The sequence below is a fragment of the Dyella sp. GSA-30 genome, from assembly GCF_027924605.1.
Taxonomy (GTDB): Bacteria; Pseudomonadota; Gammaproteobacteria; order Xanthomonadales; family Rhodanobacteraceae; genus GSA-30.
Window position 1 is genome coordinate 2,338,996 of the sequence record NZ_AP027042.1, and the last position, 17,475, is coordinate 2,356,470.

Consider the following 17,475-nt stretch of genomic DNA (forward strand, 5'->3'; position numbering starts at 1 on the left):
GCTTGGGGAGCGGCCATTGTAGTGCCCGAGCTGCGTCAGCTACGCACTTTCCATCCCGCTAGAGCATGAATCGGTTGTTGAAGATGCCCCAGCCAAGGAACAGGCACACGGCTATCCAGCCAACCAGGGTATACCGCTCCGCTTTTTGGTTATCGACTTTTCTCAATGCCATCCAGAGGGCGAACGGGATGATGGCGTAGCGATTTTCGATAAGCCACGACGACGACAGATAGAACGCCGCAAACGGATAGATGAGCACGCCTGACGGATGTTCGAATCGGGTCAATGCGATGCTGCACGCGGCCAGCCCTATCAATGCGGCAAAGAGCCGCCGCGGGAGGTCGTGTTGCACCATGGCGATAAAGTGGTTGCGAGCAAAGTAATACTCCGGCGTTACGACGTTGTCATAGCTGCCATTGAGCTTGGCGAAACAGACAAACAGCACCACGATCGCCAGAACCCAGAGTGCGGTTTTCCGCTGGGAAAGAAGGCGCTTTGTTCCGGACCACATCGGGTAAGGGAAAAACAACGCGAAGAGAAACAGCGCGAAGTAGATATTGCCGGCGTGCAAGCTGGCATCCGGGTGGTAAGTCGTCAACGCAGTGGACAGGGAAATGCTGCCGTTCCAGATCCAATAGGCAACGAATACCGCGACCGGCAGCAGGTAGGGTGCGACAACGCGGATAGCTTCGCGCCAGTACCGCGAAGGTGTCCAAAGGCGGCCCTGTATGCTTGGCCAGAGTGAAACCAGGGGGAGAAATCCGGCCCAGACGACATTGTTTTGGCGCACCAGGATGGAGGTGGTTATGGCGATGGCTGCCAAGAGATGTCGCCGCTTCAATGAAGCGAATGTCGCGGCAAGCACAAGCGCCATCGATAGAACATCGGTATAGATGAGGAAGTAATAAGGGAATAGAAAGGGAAGGAAGAAGAACAATGCCGCGGACTGGAGGACGTTGTGGTCTCCCAGAGACCGTCTGATGGCAAAAAAGAAGGCGGCGGCAGCAAGGCTGAACAGCGAGCTGACGATTCGCATGGCGGCGATGGAGTTGCTGAAAGAGATTTTCAGCAGTATCGCGACGAGGCCGTGATACCCGGGGATCATTGCCAGATAGGGGTAGAAAACGAACTTTCCGTTTAGAAAATACTGGATTTGCGGAATGTGGACGCCTTCGTCGCAGCACGGTTGAAAAGCCGATATGGCGTAGATCAACCCGCAGGTCCACAGCAATGCGATCAGGCACGGCCATAGGGCCTGTTGCCGCCAGGTTTTCGTCGGAACCATTGATTTCATTTCCATGATGAGGCTCGCAATCCCCCTTGGATGGCTATGTCCGATGCCTTTTTGCGAGCTTGGGGAGTGTGGCAGATGTCGGGTATCGGACCAAGGTCAGGTGTGATTTTTTTCGCGGGCCTGCGAATCATGGTCTGAACGGGGAACGGCGAAGGACACATGGCTAGACGTATCGATCAACGGGATTTTGAAACGCGTTTACGCGAGCATCGAGGCCTGATCGCCAAGGTGGCCAGCGTCTATGCGTTCTCGCGCGAGGACCGGCTGGACCTCGAGCAGGAGATCAGCGTGCAGCTATGGCGTGCCTTTGGCAGTTACGACGAGCGACGCGCGAAGTTCTCTACCTGGCTGTACCGGATTGCCTTGAACGTGGCGATTTCGCAGGCGCGCCGTCGTCGCGACGATGGGCGGCTGGAGCCGCTGGAGGCGTATCACATGGAAAGCGTAGCAGGCGAAGAGCGACCCGAGCCGGACGAACGGTTGCAGGCGCTGTACGGGTTTATCGGCGAACTGGATGCGCTCAATCGCGCCTTGATCCTGCTGTACCTGGAAGATCGCAGCTATGTGGAGATCGCCGACATCCTGGGCATCAGCGAAACCAATGTGGCAACCAAGATCAACCGCATCAAGCAGAAGCTGCGCGGGCAAATGACCGCGGCATCCACTCATTTGACGAGGGCATAGGCATGGAACTGGACGAACTCAAGCAGGCCTGGCAGGTGTTGGACCAACGGCTGCAGCAACAGCACACGCTCAATGTGCAGTTCTTTCGCGATAGCCGGCTGGACAAACTGCAGCGAGGATTACGCCCGCTGGTCTGGGGGCAGGCGATTCAGATCATCATCGGTGTCCTGGGCGCGCTGTTTTTCGCGCCGATCTGGATCGCGCATCGACATGAGCCGGCCGTGTTGATCGCAGGCCTGGTCATGCACCTGTATTGCATCGGCATGATCGTGGTCGGTGCCGTGGTCCAGGCGCAGGTCGCGCGCATTGATTACAGTGCGCCGGTGGTCGCCATCCAACGACAGCTGCTGCGGCTGCGAAAGAGCTATTCGGTTGCCGGGGCATGCGTCGTCGGCCTGCCTTGGTGGTTTCTGACGGCACCTTTGCTGGTGGTACTGACGCGAGGAGGGATCATGGTGGCCGCGCCTTCGGCCATCTGGATCCAACTGGCTGTGGGTGCCCTGGGCTTGTTGGCCACGGCCTGGTTCTATCGTTGGTCGCATCGTCCCGAGCGCGCGGAACTGGCACGCAGGATCGACGACAGCACGGTAGGCGGGAGCATCCGCCGAGCGCAGGCCGCGCTCGACGATATCGCTCGCTTCGAGCGCGAGTGAGAACTCAGCGCGCGCGCGGCTTCAGGCGGACGTATATCTGCTTGCGTACCCGTGCCACCAGCTCGCCCGCCGCGGTCTTGATCTCGGTTTCGAACCACTGCAGTACTTTTTCGCCATTGGCGGCGGCCGCGCGCAATTGCTCGACGGCCGCATCGTCCATATGGAAGTCCGCATAGACATCGGCCTTTCCCGGTGCGACGAATTCGATCTCGCCGGCCTTGTCCCAGACGTAGTAGTCAGGCCCCAGCCGATGCATCGCCAGCAACATGTACATCGGATCGGCCATCGCAAACAGATTGCCGCCGAACTGCGAGCGCACGTAATTGCGGTTCCACGGGCGCAGCTTCAGCACCACCTTGGCTTCGCGCCAGTCCTCGCTCAGCCGCAGCACGCGGATGCTGTTGAAGAGGTAGGGCGGCCACAGGTTCATGAGGTGGCGAAGGGTGGATGCGCGCATGGGGACGGGTTCGGGTGCGGGACCGAAAGGCTACCATACGGATGAGTATGTTGCGCGCCAGGGCGATCTTTGTAGGAGCGACTTCAGTCGCGACCGGCCGTGAGGTAACGGTGGGTCGCGACTGAAGTCGCTCCTGCAAATTCAGGATGGTTCTCGCGTTTTCGGACGGCTGCTCAGAACAGCAGCGACGCCATCCGACGGCGATATCGCCCGACCAGCTCGGCGTCGTCCAGCGTGCTGAACGCGGCCAGCAGGCGTTTCTTGGCCTGGCCATCGTTCCAGTCGCGGGCTTTTTGCAGAATGGCGAGGAACTGATCCAGGCCCGCGGCAGCGTCGTCTTCCAGCAAGAGGCGTACGCCGAGCAGATCGCGTGCCTCCCAATCGTTGCCATCGGCCTCGACGCGCTGGCGCAACGCGCCCAGCGATGGCGCACCTTGCAGGGCCCGCGATAGCTCCAACTGATTGCGCAGACGTACCGCACGCGCATCGGTCGCGAGATTGGCCGGCAGCGCCTTGAGCTCGGCATCGGCGGCATCGGTCTGGCCGGCGCGCATCAAGGCCAGGGCCAGGTCGAGCTTCAGTTCCGTGCGATCGGGCTCATGGGCAATGTCCTGCTGCAGCCGCGCAACGATCTCTTCAGGGCTTTCTTCCGGCGTCTCGGCCACGTCGTTTGCGGCTTCGCCGTCGAGCGGCTGGACATGACGGGAGAGAAATTCACGCAGTTGACCTTCGGGCAACGCACCGGCAAAGCCATCGGCGATCTGCCCATCCTTCACCAGCATTACCGTAGGAATGGAGCGAATGCCGAACATCGCCGCCAGCTGCTGGTGCTTGTCCACGTCCACCTTGCCCAGGCGGAAAGCGCCGTTGTATTCGGCGGTGAGCTTTTCCAGCATCGGCCCCAGCGTCTTGCAGGGGCCGCACCATTCTGCCCAGAAATCGATCAGGACGGGGGTGTCGAGCGAGGCCTGCAGCACGTCGGTTTCGAAATTGTCCTGGCCGACATCGAAGACATGGGGATTGGCGGTGGTGCTGGTCACTTAGGGAGACTCCTGTGCGATCCGGGAGAAAATCAGGGCGGGGCGCAGCATATCAAGAGCGCGCCCATTTCCCCGCCGGTCATCAAGATTTGCGAGAATCCGCGCCATGAACGCGCCCCAGCAGGCCTTGAACGGCAAGGAAGCAAACAATCTGATGATTTGCGAGCACTGCGATACCGTCTATCGCAGGCGTGAACTCGCACGTGGCGAAACCGCGCGCTGCCTGCGCTGCGACGCTGTGCTCGAACGCCATCAGCGCATCGGCACCAACGGCATGCTCGCCCTGGTGCTGACCGCGATGGTGGTGTTTATCCAGGCCAATATCTGGCCGATCGTCACCCTGGGACTCAACGGCCAGGAGATCAGCACCACCTTGTGGGGCACGATCATCATGATGTGGAACGATCATTCGCAGGTGGTCTCCATCCTTGCTGCTGCCACCCTGTTCTTTTTCCCGCTGGCCAAGATGCTGACCCTGGGGTGGGTGCTGTTTTTCGCCCGGCGTGGCGAGCGCGCTCCCGGCTTTGCCACCGCCATGACGATCCTGCACTACGTAGGCCCCTGGACCATGAACGAGGTTTTCGTGCTCGGCGCCTTGGTGGCCATCGTCAAGGCGCATGTGTATTTCGACGTGCTGCCTAACCCGGGCATCTTTGCGTACGCGGTCCTGATGCTGCTGATCACCATCTTCGCCAGTGTCGACATGCGCCGCCTGTGGGACCTGACCGAGGCGCCGCCGGCATGAGCAGCTTGCCGCGTGCACATGAATTGGGATTGATCGGCTGCCATGTCTGCGGGCTGGTCTGCCGCGACGTACCGGATTTGCATGACGCGACCTGTCCCCGCTGCGGGGCTGCGTTGCATCGGCGCAAGCTGGGCAGTTTCGCGCGTACCTGGGCACTGCTGATCGCGGCCTTCTTTTTCTACATTCCGGCCAATGTGCTGCCGATCATGCGCACGGTCAGCCTGGGCGACGTGGACGACAACACCATTCTCAGCGGCGTGCTGGAACTGTGGGTCAAGGGCTCGCCGGACCTGGCGATCATCGTCTTCACGGCGTCCATCGTGGTGCCGATGTTGAAGTTCCTGGCGATGAGCCTGTTGCTGATCAGCGCCCACCGCCGTACCGCCTGGGCGCAGCGGCAACGTGCCAAGCTGTACCGCCTGGTGGAGTTCATCGGCTACTGGTCGATGCTGGACGTTTTCGTGGTCGCTTTGCTGACGGCCCTGGTGCAGTTTGGAATACTGAGCCTGGTCGAGCCCTTGCCGGGCGTCGTGTTCTTCGGTCTGACCGTGGTGCTGACGATGCTGGCGTCGATGAGTTTTGACCCCCGTTTGATCTGGGATAGCAAGGAAACCCATGACTGACCAACCTAAGCCGCCGCAAGGCCATAGCGACCTGCCCGAGCCGGTCGTACGACAGCGGCGACGATTCAGCGCATCGGCGATCTGGCTGGTGCCGGTGCTGGCCGCACTGGTGGGTCTTTCGCTGGTCATCAATGCCTGGGTGCAGGCCGGTCCGACCATCTCGGTGAGTTTTCAGACCGCTTCGGGCCTGGAGGCGGGCAAGACCCCGGTGAAGTACAAGAACGTGGTGATCGGCAAGGTCACCTCGATCCGGCTGAGCAAGGACCGCAGCCATGTGATCACCCGAATCTCGCTGGAAAAGAACGCCGAGAGCTTCGCCACCAAGGACACCCGTTTCTGGGTGGTGCGCCCGCGTATCGGTCTGGGGGGCGTGTCGGGCATCGATACCCTGCTTTCCGGCGCCTTTATTGGCGCAGACGTGGGTGAATCGAAAGACGCCGAGGACGAATTCACGGGTCTGGAGACGCCGCCGGCCATTACCCATGGCGCGCCGGGCAAGAGTTTCGCCCTTCACTCGGACGACCTGGGCTCGCTGGATATCGGCTCGCCGGTTTACTTTCGCCGTATCCAGGTGGGTCGCGTGGCGTCCTATGAGCTCGATCGCGACGGTAAGGGCGTATCGGTGCAGATTTTCATCGACAGCCCGAACGACGGTTTCGTGACCAAGTCCAGCCGTTTCTGGAATGCCAGTGGCGTCGATGTGCAATTGGGCGCCAATGGCCTGAAGCTCAATACGCAATCGCTGGCGACCGTGCTTGCCGGCGGCGTCGCGTTCCAGGACCCGGCCGGTCCCCACGACGCCACCCCGGCGGCCGAGGATGCGCAATTCCAGTTGTTCAACGATCAGGCCACGGCGATGGCGCCGCCCGATGGCGAGCCGCGTTATATCCGCATGCGCTTCGACCACTCGCTGCGCGGCCTGGCGATCGACGCGCCGGTGGAATTCCAGGGCATCAATATCGGTCGGGTGGTATCGATCAATCTCGATTACGACGAAAAGGCGCAGCGCTTCCCGCTGGTTGTCGGTGCCGTGGTCTATCCGCAGCGACTTGGCCGTGTGCATGACAAGCTGGTGGCCATCGCGCAGGCGCGTGGCGAAGACGCCGATCTGGCACAGATGATGGGCAAGCTGGTCGAGCATGGTCTGCGTGCGCAGGCGCGCTCGGGCAACCTGCTGACCGGCCAGTTGTATATCGCGCTCGATTTCATCCCGAATGCGCCGAAGGTCGACTTCGACATCAACGCCAGGCCGATGCAGATTCCCACCGCGCCGGGTAGCTTCGACAAGCTGCAGGAGCAGTTGGGCGTGATCGTCGACAAGGTGCAGAAGATTCCCTTCGACAGTATCGGCAAGCATCTGGATCAGACGCTGGCGGATCTGGACGGTACGCTCAAGCAGGTCAATGGGAAGGTGTTGCCGGAGTTCCATAACACCTTGAAGGGGGCGCAGCAGACGCTAGGTACGGCCAACAACGCGTTGTCGTCGGATTCGCCGCTGCAGCAGAACCTGGGCGCCACCATGCAGGAGTTGCAGCGCGCCGCGCGTTCGCTGCGTGTGCTTACCGATTACCTGGGCGGCCATCCGGAAGCCCTGATCCGTGGCCGCAAGGCCGACCCGGCGCCGCCCAAGCCGACGCCGGTCGATACGCCCACGCCGCCGCCATCGGGCCCGTCGCAGCCCAAAGGGAGCAAGCCATGATTCGCCTCGGATATCGCGCATTGACGCTGGGCGCGGCCGTGACCCTGGGCGCCTGTGCCTCGGCGCCGCTGCATTACTACACGTTGATCCAACCCGCGGGCGGCTACGTGCCCACCGCCACCCGGGCGGCGATTCCCGCGCAGCCGGCGGCATTCAAGTTCGAGCTGTTGCCGGTGGCCGTGCCGCCCCAGGTGGATCAGCCACAGCTGGTCGTGCGCAGCGGCGACCAGGGCATGCAGATGCTTGAGGGCGAGCGCTGGATCGCCCCCCTGGCCGACGAAGTGCGCGGGGCCTTGTCGGCCGATCTTGCGCGTACGCTCGACACCCAGGACGTCACCGGCTTGCCGGTCGGCAACCAGCCGATCTTGCGGATCAAGGTCGATATCCGTCGTTTCGACTCCGCGCCGGGCAACTATGCCCTGATCGACGCCGCCTGGAGCCTGCGGGCGCTGAAGGGCGAGGGCACGTTGGCATGCACCACCCAGGTCACTACCCAGGTCGGCGCCGGCTATGACGCCCTGGTCCAGGGCCACCAGCAGTTGCTGGCGCAACTGGCCGACCAGATCGCCAGTGCCGCCCGGCCGTTTGCCGAAGGGCAGGGCGCGCAGTGCCCGGCAGCACACTAAGCGACATACCCCTCACATCGTCCCGGCGAAGGCCGGGGCGACGTGAGGAGCCTGGAAGTTGTCCGAAACACACGCCGCACAGACACGCCAGACTTGGCGCTGAGCCGGCGCTCGGCTAGTCTGCTGCGTTCCCCGCGGCGCGTCGGCCATTGAGTCCGGCGCGGGCCGCGCAAGCACATTGGCGCCCGGAATCATGCAGGACATTCAAGACCCCAACACCCAGGACGACAGCCGGGAAACGGCCGGCGGCTACGATCCGCAGGCTGTGGAAACAGGCGCGCAGCAGTATTGGGCGGCCAGCCACGCCTATGAAGTGAACGAGTCGTCGAACAAGCCCAAGTACTATTGCCTCTCGATGCTGCCCTACCCCTCGGGGGCGCTGCACATGGGCCACGTGCGCAACTACACCATTGGCGACGTGATCAGCCGCTTCCAGCGCATGAACGGCCGCAACGTGTTGCAGCCGATGGGCTGGGATGCGTTCGGCCTGCCGGCGGAAAACGCCGCGATCAAGAACAACACCGCGCCGGCCAAGTGGACCTATCAGAACATCGAGCACATGCGCGAGCAGTTGAAGCGCCTGGGCTTCGCCTACGACTGGACCCGCGAGTTCGCCACTTGCCGTCCGGAGTACTACCGCTGGGAACAGTTGATGTTCACGCGGTTGATGAAAAAGGGCATTGCCTATCGCAAGAACGCGGTAGTGAACTGGGATCCGGTCGACCAGACCGTGCTGGCCAACGAACAGGTCATCGACGGCCGCGGCTGGCGCTCCGGCGCGCTGGTGGAAAAGCGCGAGATCCCGCAGTGGTTCCTGAAGATCACCGCTTACGCGCAAGAATTGCTCGACGGCCTGGATACGCTCAGCGGCTGGCCCGATGCGGTCAAGACCATGCAGCGCAACTGGATCGGCCGTTCCGAGGGCCTGGAAATCCAGTTCGCGGTACCCAACGAAGCCGAGCCGCTGACCGTGTTCACCACGCGTCCGGACACGCTGATGGGCGTGACGTTCGTGTCCATCGCCGGCGAGCACCCACTGGCGCTCAAGGCGGCCGAGAACAATCCGCAACTGGCTGCTTTCCTGGCCGAACTCAAGCACGGCGGCGTGTCCGAGGCCGAGCTGGAAACCCAGGAAAAGCGCGGCATGGCTACCGGCCTGTTTGCCACGCATCCGATCAGCGGCGAGCAGGTGCCGATCTGGATCGCCAACTTCGTGCTGATGGGCTACGGCACCGGCGCGGTGATGGCCGTGCCCGGCCACGACGAGCGCGATTTCGAATTTGCCACCAAGTACGGTCTGCCGATCAAGCAGGTGATCGCGGTCGAGGGCGAAACCTTCGATGCCGGCACCTGGCACGACTGGTATACCGACAAGACGCGCGCCGATATGCGCGTGGTCAACTCCGGCGACATGGACGGCAAGAACTATCGCGAGGCGTTCGATTACCTTGCCGACAAGCTGGCCGCCGCCAACAAGGGCGAACGCCGCGTCAACTGGCGCTTGCGCGACTGGGGCGTCAGTCGCCAGCGTTACTGGGGTTGTCCGATCCCGGTGATCTACTGCGCGAGCTGCGGTGCCCTGCCGGTGCCGGAAGACCAGCTTCCCGTCGTGCTGCCCGAAGACGTCGCTTTCTCCGGCGTGGTCTCGCCGATCAAGGCCGATCCCGAGTGGCGCAAGACGACCTGCCCGCAATGCGGCGGCGCGGCCGAGCGCGAAACCGACACCTTCGATACCTTCATGGAGTCGAGCTGGTACGTCGCGCGTTACACCAGCCCGGGTGCGCAGTCGATGGTCGATGAGCGCGCCAATTACTGGATGCCGGCCGACCAGTACATCGGCGGTATCGAGCACGCCATCCTGCATCTGCTGTACTTCCGCTTCTTCCACAAGCTGATGCGCGACGAGGGCATGGTTGCCAGCGACGAGCCGGTGAAGAACCTGCTCACCCAGGGCATGGTGATCGCCGAAACCTACTATCGCGAAGAAGCCAACGGCGCCAAGCACTGGTACAACCCGGCCGACGTCGATGTGCAGCGTGACGAGCGTGGCCGCGTTACCGGTGCGAGCTTGCGCGCGGATGGCCAGCCGGTGTTGATCGGCGGCATCGAGAAGATGTCCAAGTCGAAGAACAACGGCGTCGATCCGCAGTCGATGGTCGAAAAGTTCGGTGCCGACACGGTGCGTCTGTTCTCGATGTTCGCTTCGCCGCCGGAGCAGTCGCTGGAATGGAGCGAGGCCGGCGTCGAGGGCATGGCGCGCTTCCTGCGTCGTTTCTGGCGCGAAGTGACCACGCATGCGGCCGGCCCCGATCATGTCGACGTCGATCCGTCGGTATTGAACGCCGGCCAAAAGACCTTGCGTCGCCAGGTGCATGAAACCATCCAGAAGGTCGGCGACGATTTCGGCCGCCGCCACTCCTTCAACACCGCCATCGCGGCGCTGATGGAACTGCTCAATGCGTTGAACAAGTTCAACGACGACAGCGAGCAGGGTCGTGCCGTGCGCCACGAAGCGCTCGAGGCGATGGTGTTGTTGCTCAATCCGGTCGTGCCGCATGTCAGCCATGCGTTGTGGCAGGTGCTGGGCCATCCGGCGGGCGTTTTGGAAGACCAGTCCTGGCCGCAGGTGGATACGGCCGCGCTGGTACGCGACTCGCTGACGCTTGCGGTTCAGGTGAACGGCAAATTGCGCGGTACCATCGAGGTCGCGGCCAACGCCTCGAAGGAAGAGGCCGAGGTACTGGCCCGTGCGCACCCGCAGGTCGCGGCCTTCCTGGAAGGTCAGACCGTGCGCAAGGTCATCGTGGTACCCGGCAAGATCGTCAACATCGTCGCAGGATGAACTCAATGAGCCGCATGTCCAAAGCTTTGCTGTTGCTGTCGCTACTCGCACTGACGGCGTGCGGCTTCCATCTGCGTGGCAGCGCGGCGCTGCCGCCGTCGATGCAACGTGTACACATTGCCGGCAATGGTGACTTGCAGCGCAGCCTGAGCCGCACCCTGGCCAGTTCCGGTGTCACGGTCGAGGACCATGCGGGTAACGGCATTGCCGAGCTGAATATCCCGGCCGCGGCGTTCACCACCGATACGCTCACTGTCGGTGGCGATGCGCGCGTGACGGAATACGCGGTGCACTACCACGTGCAGTTCAGCGTCAATGACATGAACGCCATTCCGCTGATACCGCCGCAGACGATCAATATGTCGCGCGAGTTCAGCTACGACGCCTTCAACACCATCGGCAACCAGTCGCAGATCGACCAGATTCAGCGCAGCCTGATCGACGACATGGTGCAGGCAATCCTGTTCCGCCTGCAGGCCGCCGGCAAGCACCAGGCTGCCCAGGACGTGACGCCCGGCCCGGCGCCGGCAAGCAGCACGCACTGAAACCCAGGTTGTCCTGACGGCCATGCCGCTCAATCCCGCTCAATGGCACAAGGCGCTGGCCGCCGATAGCTTGCAGCCCGTCTATCTTCTGGCGGGCGAGGAACTGCTGGTACTCGAAGCGGCCGATGCGTTGCGTGCGCAGGCCCGCAAGCTCGGCTACGCCGAACGCGAAGTACTCGAAGTAGGCAACCACTTCGACTGGAACGATCTGGCTCGCGCCGCTGCCGGCATGTCGTTGTTCGCGACGCGCCGTCTGCTGGACCTGCGCCTGCCTACCGGTCGCCCTGGCACCGAAGGCGCCAAGGCGATCAACGAGTTCTGCGCCAACCCGCCACCGGATGTGACCTTGCTGATCACGGCGGTGGAGTGGAGCAATAAACACGAAGGCGCCTGGACCAAAAACCTCGATGCCGCGGGCGCTTTGGTGGTATTCAATGCGCCGCGCCAGAACGAGTGGGCCTCCTGGATCAGCGCGCGGCTCTCCTCGCGCGGGCTTTCCGCCACGCCCGATGCCGCCGCGTTACTGGCCGAGCGCGTGGAAGGCAACTTGCTCGCCGCGGCGCAGGAAATCGACAAGCTGGTCGTGCTGCACACGCAGGGCGGCCGTATTGATGCGACCGAGATGGAGCATCTCGTCGCCGACAGTGCTCGTTATGACGCGTTCAAGCTCACCGACGCGGCGTTTGCGGGTGAGGGCGGGCGAGCCTTGCATATTCTTGCCGGCCTGCATGCCGAAGGCGACGAACTGATCGCGCTGATGGGGTGGCTGGTCAATCAACTGCAGCTGGCCCTGCGTCTGGCCAATGCGCGTGATTTTTCCGCGCAGGCACGCGCCGAGCGTTTGTGGCCGGCGCGCGAACAGCTGTTTCGCAAGGCGCTGCGTCGCGCGCCGCGCGAGCATTGGCTGCAATGCCTGGCGCGTGCGGCACGTATCGACCGCATGGCCAAGGGCCGCGAAGGCGGCGATCCGTGGCTGGAGGCGGAGCGGCTGATTGCCGCGATCGCCGAGCCACGTGCCGCGCTCACCATGGGATAACGGTGTGAAGCCTCTGGCCTTGTTCGGTGGCACATTCGATCCGGTGCATCTGGGTCACCTGAGTGTTTCCTGGGAAGCGGCCGAGTTGCTCGATGCCGAAGTGCGGTTGATGCCGGCCCATGTGCCGCCGCATCGCCATGCTCCGACTGCTTCGCCAGCACAACGCGTTGCGATGCTGCGCGCCGCATTGCAGGGACAGTCGCGCCTGACGCTCGATACGCGCGAACTGGAGCGCGAGGGCCCGTCGTATACGATCGATACCTTGCGTCAGTTGCGTGCGGAGCAGGGCGATCGGCCACTGATACTGCTGCTCGGCGCCGATGCCTTCGCCGGATTGCCGAGCTGGCATGGTTGGCGTGATTTGTTCGACTACGCGCATATCGGTGTGCTCAACCGTCCGGGTATCGATGCGGCGTGGTCGGTCGAGCTGGCGTTCGAAATTGCGTCGCGTCGCGTGTCTGATCCCGAGCTGTTGCACGACACGCCTGCCGGCAAGGTTGTCGAGCTGGAGGTGACGCCGTTGGAAATCTCGGCCACTCGTATTCGCGAGCTGCTTGCCGAAGGGCGCGACCCACGCTACCTGCTGCCGGCGGGCCTGTTCGACGAACCGTCTTTGCTGGCGCCATATCGGCATTAGACCGGCGTGCCCCCTCACCCCAACCCTCTCCCCCGGCAAAGCCAGGGGAGAGGGGCACACTGAGGCAAGTTTGAATCTTGCGTGCTTTTAGCTCCCTCTCCCCTGGCTTTGCCGGGGGAGAGGGCTGGGGTGAGGGTGCTCTAGACCATCAACTGACCCGCCGCGGTACAAACCTCAGCGCCACCGAATTCATGCAGTAGCGCAACCCGGTCGGATCAGGGCCATCGTCGAACACATGTCCGAGATGACTGTCGCACCCCGCACAGCGAATCTCCGTACGCTCCCAGCCAAAGCTGTTGTCGCGTTTCTCAACGACGTTTTCCTTGGCGATCGGCTGCCAGAAGCTCGGCCACCCCGTGCCCGAATCGAATTGCGTAGCGGCGTCATATAGCGCGGTATCGCAGCCCGGACAACGGTACAAGCCTGGCACCCTGGGCTTCTCATGTTCGCCGCTGAAGGCGCGCTCGGTGCCGTCGCGACGCATCACGTAGTACGCATTGTCCGACAGCCGCTGATGCCACTGCGCATCACTTAGCACAAGCTTTTGAACATGGCAGGGACCAAGATGGCGCCCATCGTCATCGGCGAAACACTGCAGCAACAGATCCTGCGTGGATACGGATTTTGCCGCCGGCATCGGGTTGGCTTTCTTGTCGTCGGCCAGCAGACGCATCGACCATATGCCACCGACGGCGAGCGCACTGCCGCCGGCCAGCGTGCTCCAGAGAAAGCGGCGGCGAGCAGGTTGGAAGGATTTTTCAGTCATGGGTAACCTCAGCGTTCATGCGTTCGATCAACCGAAGGTAAAGGCGTAAGCCTTGACACCGGGGTCAAGAAATTCGATCTCGAACAGTCGCTCGCCACTGCCGTTGTTCTGGCGAATCAGTTGATAAAGGCGCTGTTCGGTTACCGTGCCGTTGCCATCGGCGTCGATATCCGAGCCGTGATCGAGTGCGGGCGCCTTGCCGTCGATGCGCACGCGGAAGCGCACGGGCTTGTTATCGCTGCCGGGACCAAGCACCAGATGAAGGTCGCGGCCGCGGAAGCGATACACAATGCGCCCCCCGGCCTTGTCCAGTTGCGCGTCTTCTTCGTTCACGGTCCAGCGGCCGTCCAGCGTCCACTGTCCGCTTTGCAGCTCGGCCGGCGCGTGATAGTTCCAGCTGTCGTCGTGCGCGATCTTGCCGGCGAAATTGGCGGTGCGTGCATAACCGACATAGGTCTCGGGCGAGCGGCTGTAGTCACCCGAGCCGGCAGCTTCGGCGCCCTTGGCATTCGGTTGCACGTAACCGCCGGGCAGATCCTTGTAACCAGCTTCGGTGAGCAACTGGCGGATCACGTCTTCGCTTTGCTGATATTCGCCTTCGCCGAAATGGTGATGGCGAATCTGTCCCTTCGCATCGATGAAGTAATGCGCCGGCCAGTATTCGTTGCTGAATGCTTTCCAGATCGCGTAATTGCTGTCCACGGCGACGGGATAGTGAATATCGAAGTTCTTCACCGCATCGCGCACGTTGTCCGCATCTTTCTCGAAGGCGAATTCGGGCGAGTGCACGCCGATCACCACCAGGCCGTGATCCTTGTACTTGTCCGCCCAGGCGCGGGTGTACGGCAGGGCGCGGATGCAGTTGATGCAGGAGTAGGTCCAGAAATCGACCACCACGACCTTGCCGCGCAGCGCCGCGGCGGTCAGCGGCGGACTGTTGAACCATTGCGTGGCCCCGTCGATGGAGGGCATCTCGCCTTCCACCGGCAATGGCTCGCCTTGCTTGCGCGCAGGTTGTGGCGCCGGTGCGGGGCGTGCCGCGTCCACCAGCTTCTGTTCGATACCGCCGGTGCTGGCCAACGAAAGGCGCGTCAGCAAACCGGTATCCAGGCCCATGGCGATGGCAGCTACACCAGCCAGTACGAGCACGCCCAGCACACGGCGTACCCACTCGCCCGCACCGAGCGACCGCTTCATCACCGAAAACACCTTGCCGCCGATCGCCAGCGCCAGCGCCAGCGAGGTGGCGGCGCCTGCCGCGTAGGTAAGCAGCAACAGCGTGGTTTGTACGCTGGCGCCGTTGAGGGCCGCCCCGGTCAGCAGCAGGCCGAGGATCGGACCCGCGCAAGGCGCCCATAAAAGACCCGTCGCCACACCGAGTCCAGCGGCCGAGAGCACCGAGTCCTTTTCTTCCGAGCGTTGCGAAAGCTTGTTGCCGAGCGCGACGAACGGACGCGCGATCCATTCGGCGACATGCGAAGAAATCAGGGTCAGGCCAAGCAGCCCCAGAATCACCAGCGCCACGATGCGCCCGTATTGATTGGCCCGAATCGCCCAGCCACCGCCGACCGCCGCCAGTGTTGCCACGAGCGCGAAGGTCACCGCCATACCAATCAGCATCGGCAGACCGCTGCGCATGAACGGGCGGTCGGCGCGTGCGAACACGAACGGCAGCACCGGCAGGATGCACGGGCTGAGGATGGTCAGCGCACCACCAAGATAAGCGAGGAACAGGATGAGCATGGGTGAATCCTTGAGGGTTACGGTGACTATTTCGCTGGTCGTGGGACGAGAGTTACCGGGCCCGGTAGAAATGAGCGTCCAGGAGCGAGAAAAGAGTAAAAGCCGTCGGCTCTCATTCACGCGTCACGCTTTTTTTCGCCCCCCCTGTAACCCTGGCGCAACCCGTGACGAATACCCGATCGAACTTCAAACGCAAAGGACAGCAATGCCCGGCTTGACGACAGCCGGCACGATGGGTCTATATATCGACTTTCCCCGCCAGGCGAGTCCCATTTCCCACGTGTCCGACAACATCCAAAGCTCTCAGGAGCAAGCATCGCAGCGACGCTCTGCGTGGATGGCTGCTGCCCAGGATGGCGACCGTCGGGCGTATGAGAAGGTGCTGGCCGATTCGGTCGGGCTGATTCGCGCGGTGGCGCGGCGGCAGGGCGTGGCGATCGACTCGCTCGACGATGTGGTGCAGGAGACGTTGTTGACTGTGCATCGCGTCCGCCATACCTACGATCCGACGCGTTCCTACGATGCGTGGCTGGCGGCGATCGCGGCCCGGCGCGCGATTGATCTCCTGCGCAGCCATGGCCGCCATGGGGCGCGCGAGGTCAGCGATGAGTTTGCGCTGGACATGCACCCGGATGTTGGCGACGCCACCACGCAGACCGAGCGCTCCCAGGAGGCGGCACGCCTACGCCAGGCGGTATCGGAGTTGCCGCCGGGACAGCGTGAAGCCGTCGAGCAACTGGGTTTGAAGGAACAATCGCTGGCCGAAGCTGCCGAGTCCACCGGTCGCAATACCGGTGCGCTGAAAGTCAATTTGCATCGCGCGTTGAAGACGCTGCGTCAACGTTTGCACGGAGATTCCTGAAGTCCATGGCCGAACCGTTTCCCATCGACAGCTTGATCAAGTCGCTAGGCGCCCAGGCGGCACCGGTGCGGCGACTGCTGTCTCCAGGACGGCGTACCGTCGGCTGGACGCTGGCTGTCCTCACGATCGCCGCTTATCTGCTGTGGCGCCATGGCATGGGTAACATGATGCAGCGCTGGGAGAGCGCGCCGCTGGTGTGCTGTGCCGATGTAAGCGCGTTCTTTACCTGCATCGCCGCGGGTTGGGCTGCCTTTGCGCTGTCGGTTCCCGGTCGCAGCAACGCCTGGGTGTGGTTGCCGCTGCCGACGCTGCTGGTATGGATGGCGGCCAGCGGTTGGGGTTGCCTGCGTGCGCTGATCGCACCCAACGCCGATGCGGTCAGTTTCCCGGAGTCCGCCGATTGCCTGGTGTTTATCGTTGCATTGTCTGTGCCGCTTTCGGTGTTGTTGGTTCTGCTGGTGCGCCGTGCCTACCCGCTGCGCCCGGTACAGGCCGCCATCATGATTGGTCTGGCCAGCGCATCGGCATCGGCCGCACTGCTGGGCATCTTCCATCCGATCGACTCGGCGGCCAGCGATCTGGCCATGCACGCCATCGCCGTGTTGATCGTGATCGGCGTCAATGCCGCCATGGGCGGCCGTCTGCTGCAGCCTCGTTAAATCGTTAACAGGCCCTACGCAAAATCTTGCAGTCGTCTTGAACCTGAACGGCGGTTCCGTCGTGCGGTTGCCAAGCCATGCCCGAGGTATACCCTGTCCCACACATCGAGCAGGTCAGGTCAGGGGCAGGGCCTGGAATCGGAGTTTGTGGGCCTAAGGACGGTCCGCACGTATAGGGCGAAGTTGAGGGTGATCTCCATATCGGGTTTCGCATCGAAAGCTTCGTTCGGCCATGCCGAGGCGGCCTCAGGAAGGGCAGCTCCGGCGATCCATGGAAGTGCGGCCGATGCCGCACGCACTACCTCACCGTCTCAGGAGAAAGTACCCATGAAAGTTTCTCGCTACGCCGTGCTCGCCGCTTCGACCGCTCTGCTCCTTGGCCTCGCCGTTTCCCCCGTGATGGCGCAGAGCGCCGCAGGCTCGAGTGCGACGCCGCCGAGCAGCAGCTCGACTGACGGCACCAAGAAGACCCACAAAGCCAAGCATCACAAGAAGGCTGCTTCGTCGTCCTCCGCTCCGGCCTCGACCTCGTCGTCGGGCGGCTAAGCCCTCTCAAGTTAGTCG

Annotated in this window: 18 protein-coding genes; 13 read left to right on the forward strand and 5 right to left on the reverse strand. The window is 62.8% G+C overall.

All coding sequences use genetic code 11. From position 1 onward, the window contains the following. Positions 1–58 precede the first annotated feature (58 nt). Positions 59–1,300, reverse strand: coding sequence for a Dol-P-Glc:Glc(2)Man(9)GlcNAc(2)-PP-Dol alpha-1,2-glucosyltransferase (locus QMG46_RS10290; protein ID WP_281852417.1), 1,242 nt, complete (start codon positions 1,298–1,300; stop codon positions 59–61). Between the two features lie 153 nt (positions 1,301–1,453). On the opposite strand from QMG46_RS10290, the gene QMG46_RS10295 reads away from it, so the two are divergent. Further along, on the forward strand, positions 1,454–1,978 hold the full coding sequence (locus QMG46_RS10295) for an RNA polymerase sigma factor (protein ID WP_281852418.1): 525 nt from the start codon (positions 1,454–1,456) through the stop codon (positions 1,976–1,978). Positions 1,979–1,980: 2 nt separating this feature from the next. Further along, the gene (locus QMG46_RS10300; protein WP_281852419.1) at positions 1,981–2,631 is read left to right on the forward strand and encodes a serine/threonine protein kinase; all 651 of its coding nucleotides are present in this window, start codon (positions 1,981–1,983) and stop codon (positions 2,629–2,631) included. 4 nt (positions 2,632–2,635) lie between these two features. On the opposite strand, the gene QMG46_RS10305 is transcribed toward QMG46_RS10300, so the two are convergent. Together QMG46_RS10305 and trxA are read right to left on the reverse strand one after the other, a co-directional pair. After that, complete coding sequence (locus tag QMG46_RS10305) at positions 2,636–3,088, reverse strand: DUF4442 domain-containing protein (RefSeq protein WP_281852420.1); 453 nt, start codon at positions 3,086–3,088, stop codon at positions 2,636–2,638. Positions 3,089–3,261: 173 nt separating this feature from the next. After that, positions 3,262–4,128: a thioredoxin gene (trxA, locus tag QMG46_RS10310; RefSeq protein ID WP_281852421.1), complete on the reverse strand. Its 867-nt coding sequence runs from the start codon at positions 4,126–4,128 to the stop codon at positions 3,262–3,264. 106 nt (positions 4,129–4,234) lie between these two features. On the opposite strand from trxA, the gene QMG46_RS10315 reads away from it, so the two are divergent. The 8 genes from QMG46_RS10315 to nadD all read left to right on the forward strand — a co-directional run bounded on the left by QMG46_RS10315 (position 4,235) and on the right by nadD (position 12,881). Next, complete coding sequence (locus QMG46_RS10315) at positions 4,235–4,873, forward strand: paraquat-inducible protein A (protein ID WP_281852422.1); 639 nt, start codon at positions 4,235–4,237, stop codon at positions 4,871–4,873. Then, positions 4,870–5,496 (forward strand): paraquat-inducible protein A, encoded by a 627-nt coding sequence (locus tag QMG46_RS10320; RefSeq protein WP_281852423.1) that lies wholly within the window; start codon positions 4,870–4,872, stop codon positions 5,494–5,496. Before QMG46_RS10315 ends, QMG46_RS10320 begins: the two co-directional genes overlap by 4 nt. Continuing rightward, entirely contained in the window at positions 5,489–7,195 is a 1,707-nt protein-coding gene (locus QMG46_RS10325) for a PqiB family protein (protein WP_281852424.1), read from the forward strand. The genes QMG46_RS10320 and QMG46_RS10325 overlap by 8 nt, the downstream gene beginning before the upstream one ends. Then, entirely contained in the window at positions 7,192–7,821 is a 630-nt protein-coding gene (locus QMG46_RS10330) for a PqiC family protein (RefSeq protein ID WP_281852425.1), read from the forward strand. The genes QMG46_RS10325 and QMG46_RS10330 overlap by 4 nt, the downstream gene beginning before the upstream one ends. Positions 7,822–8,014: 193 nt before the next feature. Next, a complete protein-coding gene (gene leuS, locus QMG46_RS10335) occupies positions 8,015–10,663 on the forward strand; it encodes a leucine--tRNA ligase (protein ID WP_281852426.1) in 2,649 nt (882 codons plus the stop codon). Positions 10,664–10,677: 14 nt separating this feature from the next. Continuing rightward, positions 10,678–11,208, forward strand: coding sequence for an LPS-assembly lipoprotein LptE (gene lptE, locus QMG46_RS10340; protein ID WP_345781793.1), 531 nt, complete (start codon positions 10,678–10,680; stop codon positions 11,206–11,208). Positions 11,209–11,230: 22 nt separating this feature from the next. Next, complete coding sequence (gene holA, locus QMG46_RS10345; RefSeq protein WP_281852428.1) at positions 11,231–12,244, forward strand: DNA polymerase III subunit delta; 1,014 nt, start codon at positions 11,231–11,233, stop codon at positions 12,242–12,244. A 4-nt stretch (positions 12,245–12,248) separates the two neighbouring features. Then, positions 12,249–12,881 carry a nicotinate-nucleotide adenylyltransferase gene (nadD, locus tag QMG46_RS10350; protein ID WP_281852429.1) on the forward strand — a complete coding sequence of 211 codons (633 nt, stop codon included), beginning with the start codon at positions 12,249–12,251 and terminating at the stop codon, positions 12,879–12,881. A 148-nt stretch (positions 12,882–13,029) separates the two neighbouring features. Here nadD and msrB read toward each other — a convergent pair whose 3' ends face one another. Further along, a complete protein-coding gene (gene msrB, locus QMG46_RS10355; RefSeq protein ID WP_281852430.1) occupies positions 13,030–13,647 on the reverse strand; it encodes a peptide-methionine (R)-S-oxide reductase MsrB in 618 nt (205 codons plus the stop codon). Between the two features lie 27 nt (positions 13,648–13,674). Then, entirely contained in the window at positions 13,675–15,390 is a 1,716-nt protein-coding gene (locus tag QMG46_RS10360; protein WP_281852431.1) for a cytochrome c biogenesis protein DipZ, read from the reverse strand. 337 nt (positions 15,391–15,727) lie between these two features. Here QMG46_RS10360 and QMG46_RS10365 point away from each other — a divergent pair, with 337 nt between their 5' ends. From QMG46_RS10365 to QMG46_RS10375, 3 genes are all read left to right on the forward strand, one after another. Beyond that, positions 15,728–16,252, forward strand: a complete 525-nt coding sequence (locus QMG46_RS10365; RefSeq protein WP_281852865.1) for an RNA polymerase sigma factor — start codon at positions 15,728–15,730, stop codon at positions 16,250–16,252. 5 nt (positions 16,253–16,257) lie between these two features. Beyond that, positions 16,258–16,911 (forward strand): NrsF family protein, encoded by a 654-nt coding sequence (locus QMG46_RS10370; protein ID WP_281852432.1) that lies wholly within the window; start codon positions 16,258–16,260, stop codon positions 16,909–16,911. Positions 16,912–17,238: 327 nt separating this feature from the next. Beyond that, positions 17,239–17,457 carry a hypothetical protein gene (locus tag QMG46_RS10375; RefSeq protein WP_281852433.1) on the forward strand — a complete coding sequence of 73 codons (219 nt, stop codon included), beginning with the start codon at positions 17,239–17,241 and terminating at the stop codon, positions 17,455–17,457. Positions 17,458–17,475: the final 18 nt, after the last annotated feature.